The organism is Streptomyces sp. NPDC058678, assembly GCF_042714835.1.
In the GTDB taxonomy this organism is placed as follows: domain Bacteria; phylum Actinomycetota; class Actinomycetes; order Streptomycetales; family Streptomycetaceae; genus Streptomyces.
This window is the reverse complement of sequence record NZ_JBHXSG010000090.1, coordinates 1-17710: the sequence shown is the minus strand read 5'-3', so window position 1 is coordinate 17710 and position 17710 is coordinate 1. Positions and strand designations below refer to the sequence as shown.

Sequence of the window (17710 nt, the reverse complement as noted above, 5' to 3'; positions counted from 1 at the left end):
TGTTTTGCGTACCCCGGGCAGAAGTTCGCGCGACGCTTTGTCCGGCGCTCGGCAGCTGGGTTAGCCTACGTCGTCTTTCTCATCACGCAGATCCGTGAACTGCGGAAATGCACGCACGACTTGCGAGGGCCGCCCGGCCCGACTTTGGTTCCGAGTCCTCGTACCCGGGGACTCTTGGGGAGCGGAACGAGGGTACGCATGACCAGCAACACCATCGAGGTCGCCGATGCGGTCCCGGGGGACCACGAGCTGCGGCAGCTCCTGGCCGGGCTGACGGCGGTACGGGACGGGGACTTCGGCACTCGCCTGCCGGACGACGGACACGGCCTCCTGGGTGACATCGCCACCGTGTTCAACGGCATGGTCGACCAGTTGTCCGTGTTCACCTCCGAGGTCACCCGCGTGGCCCGCGAGGTCGGTACCGAGGGAACGCTCGGCGGACAGGCGGAGGTACCGGGCGTCTCGGGCACCTGGGCCGACCTGACGGACTCCGTCAACGCCATGGCGGGCAACCTGACGACCCAGGTGCGCGACATCGCGCAGGTGGCCACGGCGGTGGCGAAGGGGGACCTCTCCCAGAAGATCGACGTACCCGCGCGGGGCGAGATCCTGCAGCTGAAGGAGACCGTCAACACGATGGTCGACCAGCTCTCCGCCTTCGCCGACGAGGTGACGCGTGTGGCGCGCGAGGTGGGCAGCGAGGGGCGGCTCGGCGGACAGGCACAGGTGCCCGGGGTCGCCGGCGTCTGGCGGGACCTCACCGACTCGGTGAACGGCATGGCGGGCAACCTGACCGGCCAGGTCCGCAACATCGCCCAGGTGACGACCGCCGTGGCCAAGGGCGACCTCTCGCAGAAGATCACCGTCGACGCCCGCGGCGAGATCCTCGAACTGAAGAACACCATCAACACGATGGTCGACCAGCTCTCCGCCTTCGCCGACGAGGTCACCCGCGTCGCCCGCGAGGTCGGCACGGCCGGGAACCTCGGCGGTCAGGCCCAGGTCCGGGGCGTGTCGGGCACCTGGAAGGACCTCACGGACAACGTCAACGTGATGGCGTCCAACCTGACCGGCCAGGTCCGTTCGATCGCCCAGGTCGCCACCGCCGTGGCCCGGGGCGACCTGTCGCAGAAGATCACGGTCGAGGCCAAGGGCGAGGTCGCGGCCCTGGCCGACGTCATCAACACCATGGTCGACACGCTGTCCGCGTTCGCCGACGAGGTCACCCGCGTCGCCCGCGAGGTCGGCACCGAGGGGCGGCTCGGCGGACAGGCCCACGTGCCGAACGTGGCCGGCACCTGGAAGGACCTGACCGACAACGTCAACTCGATGGCGAACAACCTCACCGGTCAGGTGCGCAACATCGCGCTGGTGACGACCGCGGTGGCCAAGGGCGACCTGTCGAAGAAGATCGACGTCGACGCCCGCGGCGAGATCCTCGAACTGAAGACGACGATCAACACGATGGTCGACCAGCTCTCCGCCTTCGCCGACGAGGTCACCCGCGTCGCCCGCGAGGTCGGCACCGAGGGACGGCTCGGCGGACAGGCCGAGGTCGAGGGCGTCTCGGGCACCTGGAAGCGCCTCACCGAGAACGTGAACGAACTCGCCGGCAACCTGACCCGGCAGGTACGCGCGATCGCCGAGGTCACGAGTGCCGTCGCCGAGGGCGACCTGACCCGCTCGATCACCGTGGAGGCGTCCGGCGAGGTCGCCGAGCTCAAGGACAACATCAACTCCATGGTCGGCTCGCTGCGCGAGACCACGCGGGCCAACCAGGAGCAGGACTGGCTCAAGACGAACCTCGCCCGGATCTCCAGCCTGATGCAGGGGCACCGCGACCTGCCCGTCGTGGCCGAGCTGATCATGGATGAACTCGTACCGCTGGTGCTGGCCCAGTACGGCGCGTTCTACCTCGCCGAGGACGGTGACGACGGCCCCGAACTGCGACTGGTCGGCTCCTACGGCCGTCCCGACGACGACGACCGGCCCGTCCGGATCGCCTTCGGGCGCACCCTGGTCGGCCAGGCGGCGCGCAGCCGACGCATCATCACGGTGGACGAACTGCCGTCCGACTACGTGACCATCTCCTCGGGGCTCGGTCAGGTGGTGCCGCGCGCGCTCGTGCTGCTGCCCATCGTGGTGGAGGGCCAGGTGCTCGGAGTGATCGAGCTGGCCTCGGTCACGGCCTTCACACAGATCCACCAGGACTTCCTGGAACAGCTGATGGAGACCATCGGCGTCAACCTGAACACCATCGTGGCCAACGCCCGGACCGACGAACTCCTGGGCGAGTCACAGCGCCTGACGGCCGAACTCCAGGCCAGGTCCGCCGAGTTGCAGGCGCAACAGGAGGAGCTGCAGCGCTCCAACGAGGAGCTGGAGGAGAAGGCCTCGCTGCTGGTCGCGCAGAACCGCGACATCGAGGCGAAGAACCTCCAGATCGAGCAGGCCCGGCAGGAGCTGGAGGCCCGCGCCCAGCAGTTGTCGCTGGCCTCCAAGTACAAGTCGGAGTTCCTGGCCAACATGAGCCACGAGCTGCGCACCCCGCTCAACAGTCTGCTGATCCTCGCCCAGCTGCTCGCCCAGAACCCCTCGCGCAACCTCACCCCCAAGCAGGTCGAGTACGCGGGCATCATCCACTCCGCGGGGTCGGACCTGCTCCAGCTGATCAACGACATCCTCGACCTGTCGAAGGTCGAGGCCGGAAAGATGGACGTCGCACCGGAGGTCGTGTCCCTGCGCCAGCTCATCGACTACGTGGAGGCCACCTTCAGGCCGATGACCACGCAGAAGAGCCTGGACTTCACGGTGACCACGGCCCCCGGCGCCCCGGCCGACCTGCTGACCGACGAGTCCCGCCTGCGCCAGGTGCTGCGCAACCTGCTGTCCAACGCGGTCAAGTTCACCGAACAGGGCAGCGTGGAACTGCGTATCGAACCCGCTTCCGACGACGAGGTGCCCCAGGGCGTGCTGCGCAGCAGCACCATCGTGGCCTTCCGTGTGAAGGACACCGGAATCGGCATCCCCGAGCAGCAACTGGAGACGATCTTCGGGGCGTTCCAGCAGGCGGACGGCACGACGAGCCGCAAGTACGGCGGCACCGGGCTCGGTCTGTCCATCACCCGGGAGATCGCCCATCTGCTCGGCGGCGCGGTCACCGTGGACAGCACACCCGACCAGGGCAGCACGTTCACGCTGTTCCTGCCGGTGGCCCGTCCCGACTTCGAGGAGCTGCTGAGCAGTGGCCTGCCCTCCGAGAGGGCGCCGGACATGGCACTCGCGCTCGACGCCGTGGGAAGCCTTCCGACGGCGATCGGTCTGCCGGTGGGTGCCGGGCAGCGGCGGCGCCGTCTGCTGGTGGTGGAGGAGCGCGCTCGCGGGCTGCTGACCCTGGTCGCCGAGAGCGTGGTCGCCGACGTGGCCCACGGCCGGGGCGGAAGCGGCCCGGGGGCGGCGGTCGACGTCATCACCGCCGTGGGCGCCCAGGAGGCCGCGGGAGCCCTGGCCGACGAGCCGTGCCACTGCGTCGTACTCGAACTGGGCATGCCGGACGGTGAGGCCTCCCGGTTCCTGGAGGCCCTGCGGGGTGACTCCGCGCTGGCGAGCGTTCCGGTGCTGGTGCACAGCGGTCACCGCGCCGACCTCGCCCTGGAGGAGGCGCTGCGATCGCGCGCGCAGGACGGGTCGCTGGAGTTCCTGTCCAGCCTGGACGAGCTGCGCGAACGCATCGCGCTGCACCTGTCGGCCGAGGAACCCGGAGACGTGCTCTCACTGGTGCGCCCCGAGGAACCACAGTCGGTCACGCCGCAGCCGGTCGACGAGTCGTTCGCCGGCCGTACGGTGCTCGTCGTCGACGACGACGCGCGCAACCTCTTCGCGCTCAGCGGGATCCTCGAACTCCACGGCTTCCGGGTGCTGCACGCGGACAACGGCCGCAAGGGCATCGAGGCGCTGGTCGACAACCCGGACGTGGCCCTCGTACTCATGGACGTGATGATGCCCGAGATGGACGGGTACACGGCCACGGCAGAGATCCGCAGGATGCCGCAGTACGCCGACCTGCCCATCATCGCCGTCACCGCGAAGGCGATGCCCGGCGACCGCGAGAAGTCCCTCGCCTCGGGCGCCAGCGACTACGTCACCAAGCCCGTCGACACCCAGGACCTGATGGCCTGCGTCCGAAGCTGGTTGCCCGCATGAGGCCGCCGAGCTCCGACCGTCCGCACGCGCACGACGACGCGGGGGGACCCCTCGCGTCCGCCTCTTCGCCGGCTCTCCCCGGCCCGGAGCCGGACGGTGCGCCCGTGCCCTCCGCCTCTCCGGTGGGCAGGCTGGCCGCGACCGTCGAGCGGTTGCGCCGTGAGGTGCGGGCGGCCCAGGCGGAGGCCGAGGGGCGTGCGCTGATCGAACTCGCCAAGGGCATCCTGGTCGAACGTCTGCAGTGCGGTCCCGCGCAGGCCGCCCGACAGCTCGCGGAGCTGGCCGAGCAGGCCAAGGTGACGCCTCTTGAGTTCGCGGTCGAGGTCATCAACCAGGCCGCCCGGGACAAGATGTCCGAGGTCACCGAGGCCTTCCTCGCCGCCACGTCCGAGACCGCGGAACCGGTGGTCGACTCCGCGGCCGTACGGCTGCGGGCCGCCGAGAGCGGTGCGCTGGCCGCGGACGACACCCAGGCCGTAGCGGACTCCCTGTTGCAGCAGGCCCTGCAGCCGCTCGGGGCGGTGGCCGTGGCCATCTGGGCGGCGGGCCCCGACGGCTCCCTGAGCCTGGCGGGCAGCGCCGGGTTCTCCCCGGTCGAGGCGGCGCGCTGGCGCTATGTGCCGCCGGACGTGGCGACGGTGGCGCGGCGCGGCCTGACCGAGCACGACGGTCAGTGGATCACGTCCCTCGCCCGGACCGGACTGCCGAGCATCGGCCGGCACCATCATCCGGACGGCGGCCGGGTCGCGCTGCCCGCCGGTACCGGTGGGCGGGTGCACGGCGTCCTGGAGATCGCCTGGGCCGAGCCGCTGGCCCCGCAGCCGCCGCGGATCGTCCGTCAGATGGAGGCCCTGGCGGAGCTGTGCGCCCACACCCTGGAGACGTACACGCTGGTGCACGGCTCCGTACAGGAACCTCGCGTGCTGCCGGACGCGGCGGAGCTCATGGACCTGGCCGACGGGCTGCACGACCCCGCCCTGGTCCTGGTGCCGCACCTCGACGACTCCGGCCATCTGGTGGACTTCCGCATCCAGCATGTGAACAACCGGTTCCTCGATCCCGCGGGCCGGCCGCGCGCCGTCGTCAACGGGGCCCTGCTGCTGGAGGCCTACCCGATGGCCGCCGGAGAGAGCGAGCTGTTCCAGCGCGTCGAGCGGGTCTACGCGACCGGCGAGCCGTTCCGTGCGCGCCGGATGAACCTCACCGCCCTGGTCGACCAGGTCCCGCTCTCGGCGGTCGCCGACATCAGCATCAGCCGGCACGGAACCGGCGTCCTGCTGCTGTGGCGGATCGAGGACGAGACCGCGCGGCTGGCGAGCCTGTTGCAGAACGCCCAGCGGCTCGGGCGGATCGGCGGGTTCGAGGAGAACCTGCTGACCGGCGAGATCACCTGGAACGGGCAGCTGTTCGATCTGTACGGCCGTTCCCCGTCGAGCATGCCGGTCCCGCTCGAGGAACTGACCGCCCATGCCCACCCCGACGACACCGACGCCATCCGCCGGTTCCTGCGCACGGTGCTGCACCAGCGGCGTCCCGCGTCGATTGCGTTCCGGCTGCAGCGGCCCGACGGGGTGACCCGGCACATCCGGGTCGTCGCCGAACCGGTGCTCGACACGGACGGCCGGCTGTTCGCCGTCCGCGGGGCCTACCAGGACATCTCGGCCCAGCACTGGACGGAGGTCGCCCTCGCGGCCACCCGCGACCAGCTCGCGCACACCGAGCAGCAGGCCACCGAGCGCAACCGGCTCACCCTGCAGTTGCAGCACGCCATCATGCCGCCCACGCAGGCCCCGCTCCAGGTCCCCGACCTCCAGGTGGCCGTCCGCTACCGGCCGGCCGAGACCGAGCAACTCGTGGGCGGCGACTGGTACGACGCCGTCGTGCTGCCGTCCGGAATGGTGCTGCTGTGCGTCGGCGACGTGGCGGGGCACGGAATGGAGGCGGCCACCAGCATGGTCGTGCTGCGCAACGCGCTGCGCGGCCTGGCCGTCACCGGCGCCGGGCCGGGCCAACTGCTGTCCTGGCTCAACATCGTGGCGCACCACCTCAACGGCGCCGTGACCGCCACGGCGGTCTGCGGACTGTACGACCCCGCCCGGCACACACTGCGCTGGGCGCGAGGGGGCCATCTCCCGCCCGTGCTCGTGCGCGGCTCGGAGGCCACACCGCTGCCCCTGGTCAAGGGCATGCTGCTCGGTGCCGTACCGGAGGCGCACTACGAGGAGACCGAGGTCCAACTGGCGGCAGGGGACACCCTGTTGATGTACACCGACGGCCTGATCGAGCGCCGGGACCGTTCCGTGGAGGAGTCGCTGAAGCAGCTGCTGACCACGGCGCGAACGGCTCCCCGGACACTCGACCTGCAGCTCGACCGCCTGCTGACGTACAGCAAGTCGGACACGGACGACGACACGTGTCTCGTGGGCATCAGGGTCGGATGACATACCTCGTTCGTTCCGGGGTAAACGCGGGGCGCGGTGGCAGATGACGACCGCCGACGGAAAGGCGCACACGATGGGATTCGGCAGATGCGGGACGTGCCGTGTGGCGCGGAACGGAGCCGCTCAGCACCCCCCGGACCGATGAGAGCTTGATCACGGAGCACCGCCGGAATCGGTGTGCATCGAAGTCGCCCACAGGGGTAACCAGCCCTGGCCGTAAGACTTGTGGAGGTACTCGTGTCCATTGCCCAGAACCCCTTGTCCGTCGAGGTCACCCTGCCCCGGGAGGACGTCGCTCTGATCTCGGTCGAGGGCTACTTGGACGTAGACACCGCAACGGAGTTCCAGCATCACCTGGCCAACCAGCTCCACCACGGCCGGCGGCACTTCCTGCTCGACCTGTCGTCCGTCCCGTTCATGGACTCGTCCGGCATGAACATCATCCTGAGGGTCTACCAGCAGGCCCGCGACATACCGGGCAGTGTGCACATCATCTCCCCCACACCGGCGGTGCGGCGGATCCTGGACCTGACGGGCGTGAGCATCACGGTCCCGGTGTCGGAGAGCCTCGACGAGGCACTGGCCCGCGTCGACACGCCCGAGGCGGAGCGGGTCGAGCAGGACGGGCAACAGACCTGATCAGGCGGGCAGTCCACGGGCCGTCAAAGGGCCTCCCGCACCACGTGATCGTGTGTCCGGGACGCGGTGTCTCACGACGTGGGGCCATGGTTACAGTGGTCGCCCGGCAGGGTCACATCGCCGTCTCGTTGCCTCCAGCGGGTTCGGTGCGACGAAACCCCGAAGAGGACACTGAGGAGTAGTACAGGTGCCGGAGCAAACGGTAGGCCAGCACGAATCGCCGGCACGGGAGGTCGGGGACTTCCTGCGCCGCCGCGCCGAGCAGATCGCCGGGCGGTGGGCCGACGAGCCCCTGTTCCGTACGGTGTTCACCGTCTCGCGGGACGAGGCGGTGGAAGCGGGCAAGATCGTCGTCGACGCGCTGGCCCAGGTCGCCGACACGGACCAGGTGCACGACCCCGACGCCGCCGGGTTCACCGTGGTGCGCGAGCAGTTGGCGCGGATGGGCGCGGCCCGCTCCCGGGCCGGCTTCACCACCGCGCAGGTGTCGAACGACGTGGACGCGCTGCGCCCGCCCGTCGAGAACCTCCTGATCGCCGACCTCCCCGAGGAACCGACCGAGCTGGTCAGGGACTGCACGACGGCGCTGACCGTGCTGATGGGCACGCTGCGGCTGGTCGTGCTGGAGACGGCGCTGAGCGAGGGGCAGGCCCTGATCGAGCGGCAGCGGCTGCAGCTGATGGAAGTGGCCACGCCGGTCATCAAGCTGTGGGACGGCATCGTGGCCGTCCCGCTGATCGGCACGCTCGACAGTGCCCGCAGCCAGGTCGTGATGGAGACGCTGCTGGAGGCCGTCGTCGACCAGCACGCCCGGTTCGCGATCCTCGACATCACCGGGGTACCGACGGTCGACTCCCTGGTCGCCCAGCACCTGATGAAGACGGTCGCGGCCGCCCGTCTGATGGGGGCGGAGTGCGTCGTCTCCGGCATCCGTCCGGCGATCGCGCAGACCATAGTCCACCTCGGCCTGGACCTGGGCACGGTGATCACCCGGGCGAGTCTGGCCGACGCCCTGGCGTACGCCCTGCACGAGCTCGGGGCGAACATCATCAACGCGACGCCCGGCGGTGCGGGTCCGCGGTGAACCACGACTTCTCCTCCGGCCCCGTCACGGGGCACGTGCCGGTGCTCAGGCTCGGCAACGTCCTCCTGGTCACCCTCCAGGGGGACCTGCACGACAGCACGGCGCAGCAGCTCCAGCAGGACATCGGCGAGACCATCGTCGGCACCGGCGTGACCGGCCTGGTCATCGACATCTCCGGGGTCGAGATGGTCGACTCCTTCCTCGGGCGTGTGCTGGCCGAGATCGCCGCACAGGCCACGCTGCTGGCCGCCCGGACCGTCGTGGCCGGCATGCGGCCGGCGGTCGCGATCACGCTGGTGGAGCTGGGGCTGACGCTTCCGGGGCTGCGCACGGCGCTCACCACGGAGGCGGCCATGGACCTGCTCGCGGGACTGGATCCCGCCACCCGCTCCGGCGGACCGCGCCAGGAGAGCCGGTGATGCAGACAGCCGCGGGCGTCGACGCCTGCCTGCCGATCCGTTCGGACATGGATCTGGTGTGGGTGCGCCAGCACGTACGGCAGGCCGCCGGTCTGCTGGGTTTCGGCCTGGTGGACCAGACCAAACTGGTCACCGCGGCCAGTGAACTGGCCCGCAACACCCTCGTGCACGGCGGGGGCGGACAGATGGAGACGGAGCGCGTGGACAACGGGCGCGTGCACGGGCTGCGGCTGACGTTCTCCGACGAAGGGCCGGGCATCCCGGACCTGGAACGGGCCCTGAGCGACGGCTACACCTCCGGCGACGGTCTGGGAATGGGCCTGGGCGGTGCGCGCCGCCTCGTGCACGAGTTCGCCGTCGACAGCACTCCGGGGGTCGGCACCAAGGTCACGGTGGTCTCCTGGGCGGCCCGGCCACCGCACCCGCGCGGGGAGTCCTGATGCCGCGCGTGTGGGAGGTTCCGGTCCACGACTCGACCCGGGTGCGGGACGCCAGGGTGGCCGCGGAGAGGGCGGCGACCCTGGCGGGGCTCGACGAGCCGCGTACGGCGGCCGCCGCGCTGGTGGCTACCGAGCTGGCCACCAACCTGCTCAAGCACGCCGGGGGCGGTCTGATCCTCATCGAGGTCGTCGCGCCGCCCACGCCCACGGGCGGCGGCGCCTGCCTGGTGCAGATCGCCGCGATCGACCACGGGCCGGGCATGACCGACGTGGATGCCGCCCTGCGCGACGGTTTCACCACCACCCGTTCCCTCGGAGCCGGCCTCGGCACGTGTCGCCGTATAGCCGACGACTTCGGCCTGCACAGCGCGCCGGGGCGGGGCACGGTGGCACTGGCCAGGGTCGGTGCCCGCCCCAAGGCCTCGGCGCCGGTCGCCCCGGTGCGGGCCGGTGGGGTGAACATCCCGCTCGCCGGTGCGGAGTACTCGGGCGACGCCTGGGCGTGGGCCCGGTCCGACGACCGGCTGACCCTGATGCTGGCCGACGGGCTGGGGCACGGTCCGGAGGCGGCCCGCGCCTCGACGGCGGCGGTGGAGGCCCTGAACCGCGCCGCCCACCTGCCGCCCGCCGAGGCGCTGGTGCACCTCGACACGGCGCTGCGCGGCACCCGGGGCGCGGCCGTCGCCGTCGCCCAGGTGGAGCCCCGGGCCGGCCTGCTGCGGTTCGCCGGCGTCGGCAACATAGGGGCCCGGCTGCGACAGGGCGACGGCTGGCGTCCCCTCCTGTCCCGGCCCGGGATCGTGGGCGTCCACCGGCACGCGACGCTGCGTGAGGACCGTATGCCCTGGGCGGCGGACCAGTTGCTGATCCTGCACAGCGACGGCCTGCCCAGCCGCTGGACGGCACCGTCCGACGCGGACCTGCTGTCCGCCGACCCGGCCGTCGTGGCCGCCCTGACCGTGCGTGACGCGAGCAGTTCCGCGCGGCCGGTGCGGGACGACACGGCCGTGGTGGTGCTGTCTCCGACTCCGCCGGAGGGTCCATGACGCGCAGTTGGCAGATCACCGACGTCGTCGACGCGGCCCGGGCCCGGATCGCGACCGCCCGGCTGGCCGCCGCGTACGGTGTGCCCGCACTCGACCGCACTCGCCTGACCACCGCGCTCAGCGCCCATCTGCGGCAGTGCCTCACCAAGGGCGGCACGTGGCGGCTCAGCCTGGAAGCCACCGCGGCGCCCGCCGAGGACGGGCTGCTGCACGTGGTGGTGACCCCCTCGCAGGACACGGGTGCCGCCGCCGTGCAGTCCCCGTGGCGTATGACGGTCCGCTGCCCCGAGACGGCGGACGCGGCCGGTGCCGCCGCGGTGGCGGACGACCCGGCGGTGCTGGCGGAGGCCCTGCTGGGCGCCGACGAGGACACCGGGCTGGTGCTGGAGAGGCTCAGCGAGCAGGAGGAACTGGTCGCCTTCCACCGGGAGGAACTGCACCAGACCAACCAGGGCGTGCTGGCCCTGCATGCCGAGCTGGACGCCGCCGGGCGGGCCCAGCGCGACGCGTTCGCCGCCGAGCGCAAGGCGCGCACCCAGGCCGAGAGCGCCCGCCGCAGACTGACGTTCCTGGCGGACGCCAGTGCCGTACTGACGGCGTCGCTGAACCACCACGAGATCGTGCGCCGGCTGCCGGATCTGCTGGTGCCCGAGTACGCCCGCAGCGTCGACGTCTGGCTCTTCGACGGTGACGGCGACGACGATCGGCACCCGCCCGCCCCGCACCCGGCCGCCGCCGTGCTCGCCGCCCGCACCGGGCGCCCGCAGTACGCCGCCGACCATCCGGGGGGCCTGCCCGGTGTCTCCGACCAGCCGCCCTCGGCGCTGGATCCGGCCCGGCCGCTGCTGTGCATCCCGCTGCCGACGCGGCGCGCGCCGCTGGGTGTGCTGACGCTGTCGCCGCCCGGCAAGCGCTGGGACCCGGACGACGCGGTGATGCTGATCGAGCTCACCCGGCGGGCCAGCATCGCCATCGACAACGCCCGGCGCTTCGAGCACAACCGGGACATCGCCGAGACGCTCCAGCGTGCCCTGCTCACGGACCTGCCCACCACACCGGGCCTGAGCCTGGCCGCCCGCTATCTGCCGGCCACGTACGGGCTGAACATCGGCGGTGACTGGTACGACGCCTTCCGGCAGCCCGACGGCAGCCTGATCACCGTCATCGGTGACGTCACGGGACACGGTCTGCACGCGGCGGTGATGATGAGCCAGCTGCGGACCGCGCTGCGGGCGTACGCCGTCGACGGCGGCAGCCCTGGCCAGTTGCTGACGCGGCTGCACATGTTCCTGCACCATCTCCAGCCCGATCTGTACGCCACCGCGGTCATCGCGCGTTTCCGCCCCGGGGATCCGACGCTCACCTGGGCGGCCGCGGGCCATCCGCCGCCGGTGCTGCGCAGTCCCGACGGGCAGGTGCGGACACTGGACGCCAAACCGGGGGCCATGCTGGGCATCCCGCTGCGGCAGGTGATCCACGACCACACCGCGCCGCTCGAGCCCGGTTCCACGCTGGCGCTGTACACGGACGGTCTGGTGGAGCGGCGCGCCCTGGGCATAGACCCGGGCATCGAGCGTCTGGCGGAGGCGCTCGGCTCGTTCCGCTCCGCGGAGCTGGAGGCCGACCTGGACGGTTCGGCGGACCGGATCCTCACCCCGCTGCTGAGCGACTCCGAGCGGGACGACGACGTGTGCCTCCTGCTGTGTCATCTGGCCGCCTGAGGCCTGGTCCGAGGCTTCCGTCCCACGATCTTCACGATCGCCCCGGTGCGCTTCGGCGGCCGGGCGGGCATGGTGGTCCTCGACGCGTTCGTCCGTCCGTGGTGCCCGGTGGGCGACACGGCCGGCACCGCGATGGGATCGATGAGGTGCGAAGCAGCGATCCACGGGCAGGCGAATGGCGTTCGAGGCAGACCGCCTGGAGCCGCAGAAAGGGATGAACACCGTGACACGACCCAGGATCCTGGTGGTTGGGGCAGGCTTTGCCGGAGTGGAGTGCGTCCGCCGCCTGGAACGGAAGCTCTCCCCGGACGAAGCCGACGTCACGCTGGTGACGCCGTTCGCCTACCAGCTCTACCTGCCGCTGCTCCCCCAGGTCGCCTCCGGCGTGCTGACGCCGCAGTCGATCGCCGTCTCCCTGCGACGCAGCAAGAAGTACCGCACCCGGATCATTCCGGGCGGCGCGATCGGCGTGGACCTGAAGTCCAAGGTGTGCGTCATCCGCACCATCACCGACGAGATCGTCGACGAGCCGTACGACTACATCGTGCTGGCTCCCGGCAGCATCACCCGCACCTTCGACATCCCCGGCCTCACCGACCACGCCTTCGGCATGAAGACGCTGGCCGAGGCCGCCTACGTCCGTGACCACGTGATCTCCCAGCTGGACCTCGCCGACGCCAGTGAGGACCCGGCGGAGCGCGCCTCCCGGCTGCAGTTCGTGGTGGTCGGCGGCGGATACGCGGGCACCGAGACCGCGGCCTGTCTGCAGCGCCTCACGCACGCCGCCGTCAAGCGCTACCCGCGGCTGGATCCAGGGCTCATCAAGTGGCACCTGATCGACATCGCGCCGAAGCTGATGCCGGAGCTGGGCGACAAACTGGGCCGCAGCGCCCAGGAGATCCTGCGCAGGCGGGGCATCGAGATCTCGCTCGGCGTCTCCATCGCCAAGGCGGGCCCCGAGGAGGTCACGTTCACCGACGGGCGGGTGGTCCCCACCCGCACGCTGATCTGGACCGCCGGCGTGGTCGCCAGCCCGCTCATCGCCACGCTCGGCGCGGAGACGGTCCGGGGTCGGCTCGCGGTCACCGCCGACATGAACCTGCCGGGCCAGGACGGTGTCTTCGCGCTCGGCGACGCCGCCGCGGTGCCCGACGAGGCCAAGGGCGAGGACGGCGCCGTCTGCCCGCCCACGGCCCAGCACGCCCTGCGGCAGGGCAAGCACGTCGCCGACAACGTCATCGCCACGCTGCGCGGCCAGGCGACGAAGCCGTACGTCCACAAGGACCTCGGCCTGGTCGTCGACCTCGGCGGCAAGGACGCCGTGTCCAAGCCGCTCGGCATCGAACTGCGCGGTCTGCCCGCCCAGGCCGTGGCCCGCGGCTACCACTGGTCGGCGCTGCGCACCAACGTCGCCAAGACGCGCGTGATGACGAACTGGGTGCTGAACGCGGTCGCCGGTGACGACTTCGTCCGCACCGGCTTCCAGGCCCGCAAGGCCGCCAAGCTGAAGGACTTCGAGTACACGAACGCGTATCTGACGCCGGAACAGGTGCGGGCCCACGTGGAGGGGACCGAGCGGCAGGATCAGTGACACAGCCACAGGTGTGACGTCATTCACTCCTGACCGCCGATCAGTTCTTGCCCGGTCGGCGGTCATAGGAGGGACCGCATGACGTCGCATCGAAAGGACACCGCCATGGCCGAGACCGTGAAGGGCCCCGCGAGCTACTTCCCCTCGATCGAGAAGAAGTACGGCCGGCCGGTCGCCGAGTGGCTGGAGCTCATCCGCTCCTCGCCGCTGACCCGGCACATGGAGCTGGTCACCTGGCTGAAGACGGAGCACGGCCTGGGGCACGGCCATGCCAACGCGCTGGTGGCGCACACCCTTGCCGAGACCCGGGACCGGTGAGCCCCGCCCCGCCGTGTCATGCTGATGGCGGAGATCATGACGTGACACGGGAGTGAGTACGGCAGCGTGAAGGCAGCGGGACGTTCGGTGCGGGCACGACTGCGGGACGGTGTCGCCGCGTCCGATCCCGGCCTGCTGCGACTGACCGCCGGCCTGCGGACCGTGGGCGCGATCGCCCTCACCCTGGCCGTACTCAGCTTCCTGGATGTCGACGTCACGCATCTGGTGGCGGGGGCCATGGCGGCGATGGTCGCGACCTTCGCCATCCGCGAGAAGCAGCGCGGGCCGCAGGCCGTGACGCTCGCGCTGGGGCTGCCGGTGGCACTGGCGTCGGTGACACTGGGCGCGCTCCTCAGCTCCCGTGTGGTGGCGGGCGACCTCTTCTTCGTCGCCCTCATCTTCAGCGCCGTCTACGGCCGCCGGTTCGGCGACCGCGGCACCGCGCTCGGACTGATCGGGTTCCAGGTCTACTTCCTGTCCCTGTTCGTCGGCGCCACCGTCTCCGGGCTGCCCGCGTTGTACGGCGCCATCGTCGTCGCCTTCCTCAGCAGCGGGCTGGTGCGCTTCGTGCTCGTGCCCGAGACGCCGGCGCACCTCCTGGGGCGGCTGCGCGAGGCCTTCCGCGCCCGGCTGGCCCAACTGGTGTCCGCGCAGCTCGAGCTCCTCGACGCCGGGCCGGACGAGGTGGAGAAGGCGCTGGAGGACGTGCGCAGCGGCACCGCCCGCCTGCACGAGACGGCGATGATGATCCAGGGCCGGCTGGAGGAGGGCACCTCCGACGAGGCCGCGGCCCGGCTCGTGCAGCGCCGTATCGCGGACGCCGAGATCGCCGCCGAGCGGCTGGGCCTGCTGCTGCTGACCGCGCGCAGCGCGGAGCGGGCGACCACCCTGACCCTGCATCTGCCGGGCGCTCCCGTCCCGGCGGGAGGTCATCTGCCGGTACGCGACGAGTCGACCGCCATCCTGCGCCGCGATCTCCAGGCGCTGCGGATGCTCGTGCTGCGGCCCGTCGCCGACGGGTCCGGCACGGGGCTGTCCCATGTGCGCAACCGGCTCCTCGGTTACCGCGACGAGGAGAACCTGCCGTCCGCCCCAGCCGCCGTCCAGGACGTCTTCCGGGGCATCGGCGAGGCCGCCCGGGCGGTGCTCGGCCTGCGGATCGCCCTGGAGGGCCCCCAGGACGACTCGGACGACACTCCGTCCACGGCCCGCTCCCGCGAGGAACTGGACGCCGAGGACGCCGCCATCGACGCGGGCGGGGACGACAGCGACGAGGAGGAGCCCACCGGGCTGCGGCGGCCGACCACGCGGGCCGCGGTGCAGGTCGCCGTGGGGTCATCGCTGGCCATCGTCGGCGGTGAGTTCCTCTCCAGCCAGCGCTGGTACTGGGCGGTGCTGGCCTGCTGGATCGTGTTCATCAACACCGCGTCCACGGGCGAGATCATGGTCAAGGGCTACCGGCGGCTGCTGGGCACCGTCTTCGGCGTCGTGGCCGGCATCGTCCTGGCGGGCCTGGTCGGGCAGCACACGTGGACGGCGTTCGCGCTGGTGCTGCTGTGCGTGTTCGCGATGTTCTACACCGCGCCCTTCTCGTACACGCTGATGTCCTTCTTCGTCACCGCGGCACTGGGCGTGCTCTACACCCTTCTGCACACCTACAGCCCCTCGGTGCTGTTGCTGCGCGTCGCGGAGACGGCGCTCGGCGCGGCCTGCGGAATCGTCGCGGCGGCGTTCGTGCTGCCGGTGCGCACGGACCGCCGTACCAACGATCTGCTGGTGACCGTCCTGGACCGGCTGGCCGACGTCACCGAGGCGGCCGTGGACCAGCTCAGTGGCGGCCCGGCGGCCGACCTGCTGGACAAGGCACGCGACCTGGACCAGGCGCTGGCCGACCTGCGTGCCGCCACCCAGCCGCTCATTCACCCGGTCACGCCGCTGCGGGCCCGCCGGGACACTGCTCGTTATGTCGTCGCGCTCCTCGAGACCTGCGCGTACCACGCGCGGTCACTGGCCGCGACGGCCGAGCTCCTGCCGACCCATCCCTCGATAGCGGCGGACCCGAGGCTACGCAGGGCCGGGCAGCGCATCGCGCACAACATCGGGGCGATCGCCGCGCACGTCGCCGACCCGCAGGCCGCCGTCGAGATCGAGATCACCGGTTCCAGCATCGCCTCGCTCCTGGAACCGGACGTGCCGGGCACGTCCCGGTACGGCAGGGTCACCGATCGCGTGCTGCGGCATCTGCAACGCCTGGACGAGTCGGTGACGGGCCTGGCCCGACCGCTGAAGACGCCTGTCGCGGCGCCCCGGCGGTGACGGTGGAAGCGTCGCGTCAGATGTCCGTCGGCAGGTCGCTCACCTCTGCGATGCCCCGCAGTTCGTCGTTCATCTGCTGTCGTTCGCGGATGTAGTCGGCGATCTCGCCGAGACGCACCGGGTCGGACGCGGTGACCGCGTCGGTGACCACGCGGACCGGGCCGGTGTCCTCGATGTTCAGCTCGATCACCTCGTTGTCCAGTCGGCCCGTGACCGCGGTGGCGATGACCAGCGCGGCCTCGTCACGGACCTCCTGGGGGAGCCCTTCCGCGTGCGCCTCGTCGAGGGCGAAGTCGATCGCGGGCAGGCGTTGTTCCTCTATCGCCCGCAGAACTGGTTCGACCACGCTGAGCAGGAGGCGGTAGTCCTCCGTGTCCATGCGGACACGCAGCAGGTCGAGGTAGACGTCCACGGGCCGGCCGTCGGGCGGAAGCTCGGGTTCGTTCATCCGGTCCGTGTTCCCCCTGTGCCGGATCTCAGACCCAATGGCGTGTCCCAGAACCCTGTGGCGTGTCCCAGAACGCGGTGCCGCTTATCAGACCCGGCGCCAGCGGGCCATCGCGAACGAGAACAGTCCGAAAAGTACGAGGCCGGCCGCCACGCAGACCAGCAGCCACGGCCCGAGCGGGGTGTCGGCGAACGAGCGGAGGGTGTCGTCGAGGCCCTTCGCCTTGTCGGGCTCGTAGTCGACCGCGGCGCGCACGGCGAAGGCTCCCGCCGCGGCGAACACCGCTCCGCGCGCCGCGCCGCCGCCCATGCCCGTGATGTCGACCAGTTGTCGGGTCCGTCGGTTCATGGCGCCGAGCTTGAGCTTGTCGTGGTACTTGCGCAGCAACGCCCGCGCGGCGATCCACACGCCGGCGACGGCGATCCCGGCGCCGGCCGCGCCCACCAGCCACTGCCCGGCGGGGACCTCCAGCAGCCGGGCGGTGACGTCCTTGGACTGCTTGTCGCTTGATCCGCCGCCGCCCGATCCGGCGGCGAAGGACAGCACGGAGTAGGCGACGAACGTGTAGAAGACGCACCGCACAGCCGACAGCAGTCGCTTCCTCGCCTTATGGCCGTCCGGCCCTACCGAACCGAACAGGGCCTCGGACAGGCGCCACAGCGCCATGCCGACCAGGCCGATACCCAGCGCCCACAACAGCACCGCGCCGAACGGCTTGTCGGCGAGCTCCGCCAGCGCACCGCCGCGGTCGGCCTGCTGCTCGCCCTCGCCGAAGGCGATCTGCAGTGCCAGGAGGCCGACCAGCAGGTAGATCACCCCCCGTGCGGTCAGTCCCGCGCGCGCGGCCCCTTCGCGCGCCGAGCCGTTCGCGACCCGGCGGGCGTCGGTCCGGGCGGTTCGCGCTGTGGCACCCGTGCTCATGTCAGTCCTCCTGAAATCCGCATGCCCTGGTCGCGGGTGGACACACCCGGCGCGTCAGTGTCGTTCCACGGCGCGCGGTCGTGGATTCACGACCGCCGGATCCGCTCGGGCGCCTGTGCCGCG

13 protein-coding genes are annotated in these 17710 nt (G+C 71.4%); 11 read left to right on the top strand and 2 right to left on the bottom strand.

The window, feature by feature from the left end; translation table 11 throughout:
* Positions 1-198: 198 nt before the first annotated feature.
* The 11 genes from ACFWWR_RS43535 to ACFWWR_RS43485 all read left to right on the top strand — a co-directional run bounded on the left by ACFWWR_RS43535 (position 199) and on the right by ACFWWR_RS43485 (position 16218).
* Positions 199-4203: a HAMP domain-containing protein gene (locus tag ACFWWR_RS43535; RefSeq protein WP_384309748.1), complete on the top strand. Its 4005-nt coding sequence runs from the start codon at positions 199-201 to the stop codon at positions 4201-4203.
* A complete protein-coding gene (locus ACFWWR_RS43530; RefSeq protein WP_383867569.1) occupies positions 4200-6644 on the top strand; it encodes a SpoIIE family protein phosphatase in 2445 nt (814 codons plus the stop codon). The genes ACFWWR_RS43535 and ACFWWR_RS43530 overlap by 4 nt, the downstream gene beginning before the upstream one ends.
* A 237-nt stretch (positions 6645-6881) precedes the next feature.
* Entirely contained in the window at positions 6882-7283 is a 402-nt protein-coding gene (locus ACFWWR_RS43525; RefSeq protein WP_383867567.1) for an STAS domain-containing protein, read from the top strand.
* 187 nt (positions 7284-7470) lie between these two features.
* Positions 7471-8367 (top strand): STAS domain-containing protein, encoded by an 897-nt coding sequence (locus ACFWWR_RS43520; protein ID WP_383867565.1) that lies wholly within the window; start codon positions 7471-7473, stop codon positions 8365-8367.
* The gene (locus ACFWWR_RS43515) at positions 8364-8786 is read left to right on the top strand and encodes an STAS domain-containing protein (RefSeq protein ID WP_383867563.1); all 423 of its coding nucleotides are present in this window, start codon (positions 8364-8366) and stop codon (positions 8784-8786) included. Before ACFWWR_RS43520 ends, ACFWWR_RS43515 begins: the two co-directional genes overlap by 4 nt.
* A complete protein-coding gene (locus ACFWWR_RS43510) occupies positions 8786-9226 on the top strand; it encodes an anti-sigma regulatory factor (protein ID WP_383867604.1) in 441 nt (146 codons plus the stop codon). The genes ACFWWR_RS43515 and ACFWWR_RS43510 overlap by 1 nt, the downstream gene beginning before the upstream one ends.
* Positions 9226-10272, top strand: coding sequence for a SpoIIE family protein phosphatase (locus ACFWWR_RS43505; RefSeq protein ID WP_383867561.1), 1047 nt, complete (start codon positions 9226-9228; stop codon positions 10270-10272). The genes ACFWWR_RS43510 and ACFWWR_RS43505 overlap by 1 nt, the downstream gene beginning before the upstream one ends.
* Positions 10269-11993, top strand: coding sequence for a PP2C family protein-serine/threonine phosphatase (locus tag ACFWWR_RS43500; protein WP_383867559.1), 1725 nt, complete (start codon positions 10269-10271; stop codon positions 11991-11993). Before ACFWWR_RS43505 ends, ACFWWR_RS43500 begins: the two co-directional genes overlap by 4 nt.
* A gap of 214 nt (positions 11994-12207) precedes the next feature.
* Entirely contained in the window at positions 12208-13584 is a 1377-nt protein-coding gene (locus tag ACFWWR_RS43495) for an NAD(P)/FAD-dependent oxidoreductase (RefSeq protein ID WP_383867557.1), read from the top strand.
* A gap of 105 nt (positions 13585-13689) precedes the next feature.
* Positions 13690-13902: a DUF4287 domain-containing protein gene (locus tag ACFWWR_RS43490; RefSeq protein ID WP_383867602.1), complete on the top strand. Its 213-nt coding sequence runs from the start codon at positions 13690-13692 to the stop codon at positions 13900-13902.
* A 66-nt stretch (positions 13903-13968) separates the two neighbouring features.
* Complete coding sequence (locus ACFWWR_RS43485) at positions 13969-16218, top strand: FUSC family protein (RefSeq protein WP_383867555.1); 2250 nt, start codon at positions 13969-13971, stop codon at positions 16216-16218.
* 16 nt (positions 16219-16234) lie between these two features.
* Here the strand turns inward: ACFWWR_RS43485 and ACFWWR_RS43480 are convergent, their stop codons facing one another.
* Both ACFWWR_RS43480 and ACFWWR_RS43475 read right to left on the bottom strand, forming a co-directional pair.
* Positions 16235-16666: a hypothetical protein gene (locus ACFWWR_RS43480; RefSeq protein WP_383867553.1), complete on the bottom strand. Its 432-nt coding sequence runs from the start codon at positions 16664-16666 to the stop codon at positions 16235-16237.
* Positions 16667-16753: 87 nt separating this feature from the next.
* Positions 16754-17587, bottom strand: a complete 834-nt coding sequence (locus tag ACFWWR_RS43475; RefSeq protein ID WP_384309745.1) for a DUF1206 domain-containing protein — start codon at positions 17585-17587, stop codon at positions 16754-16756.
* Between the last annotated feature and the right edge of the window lie 123 nt (positions 17588-17710).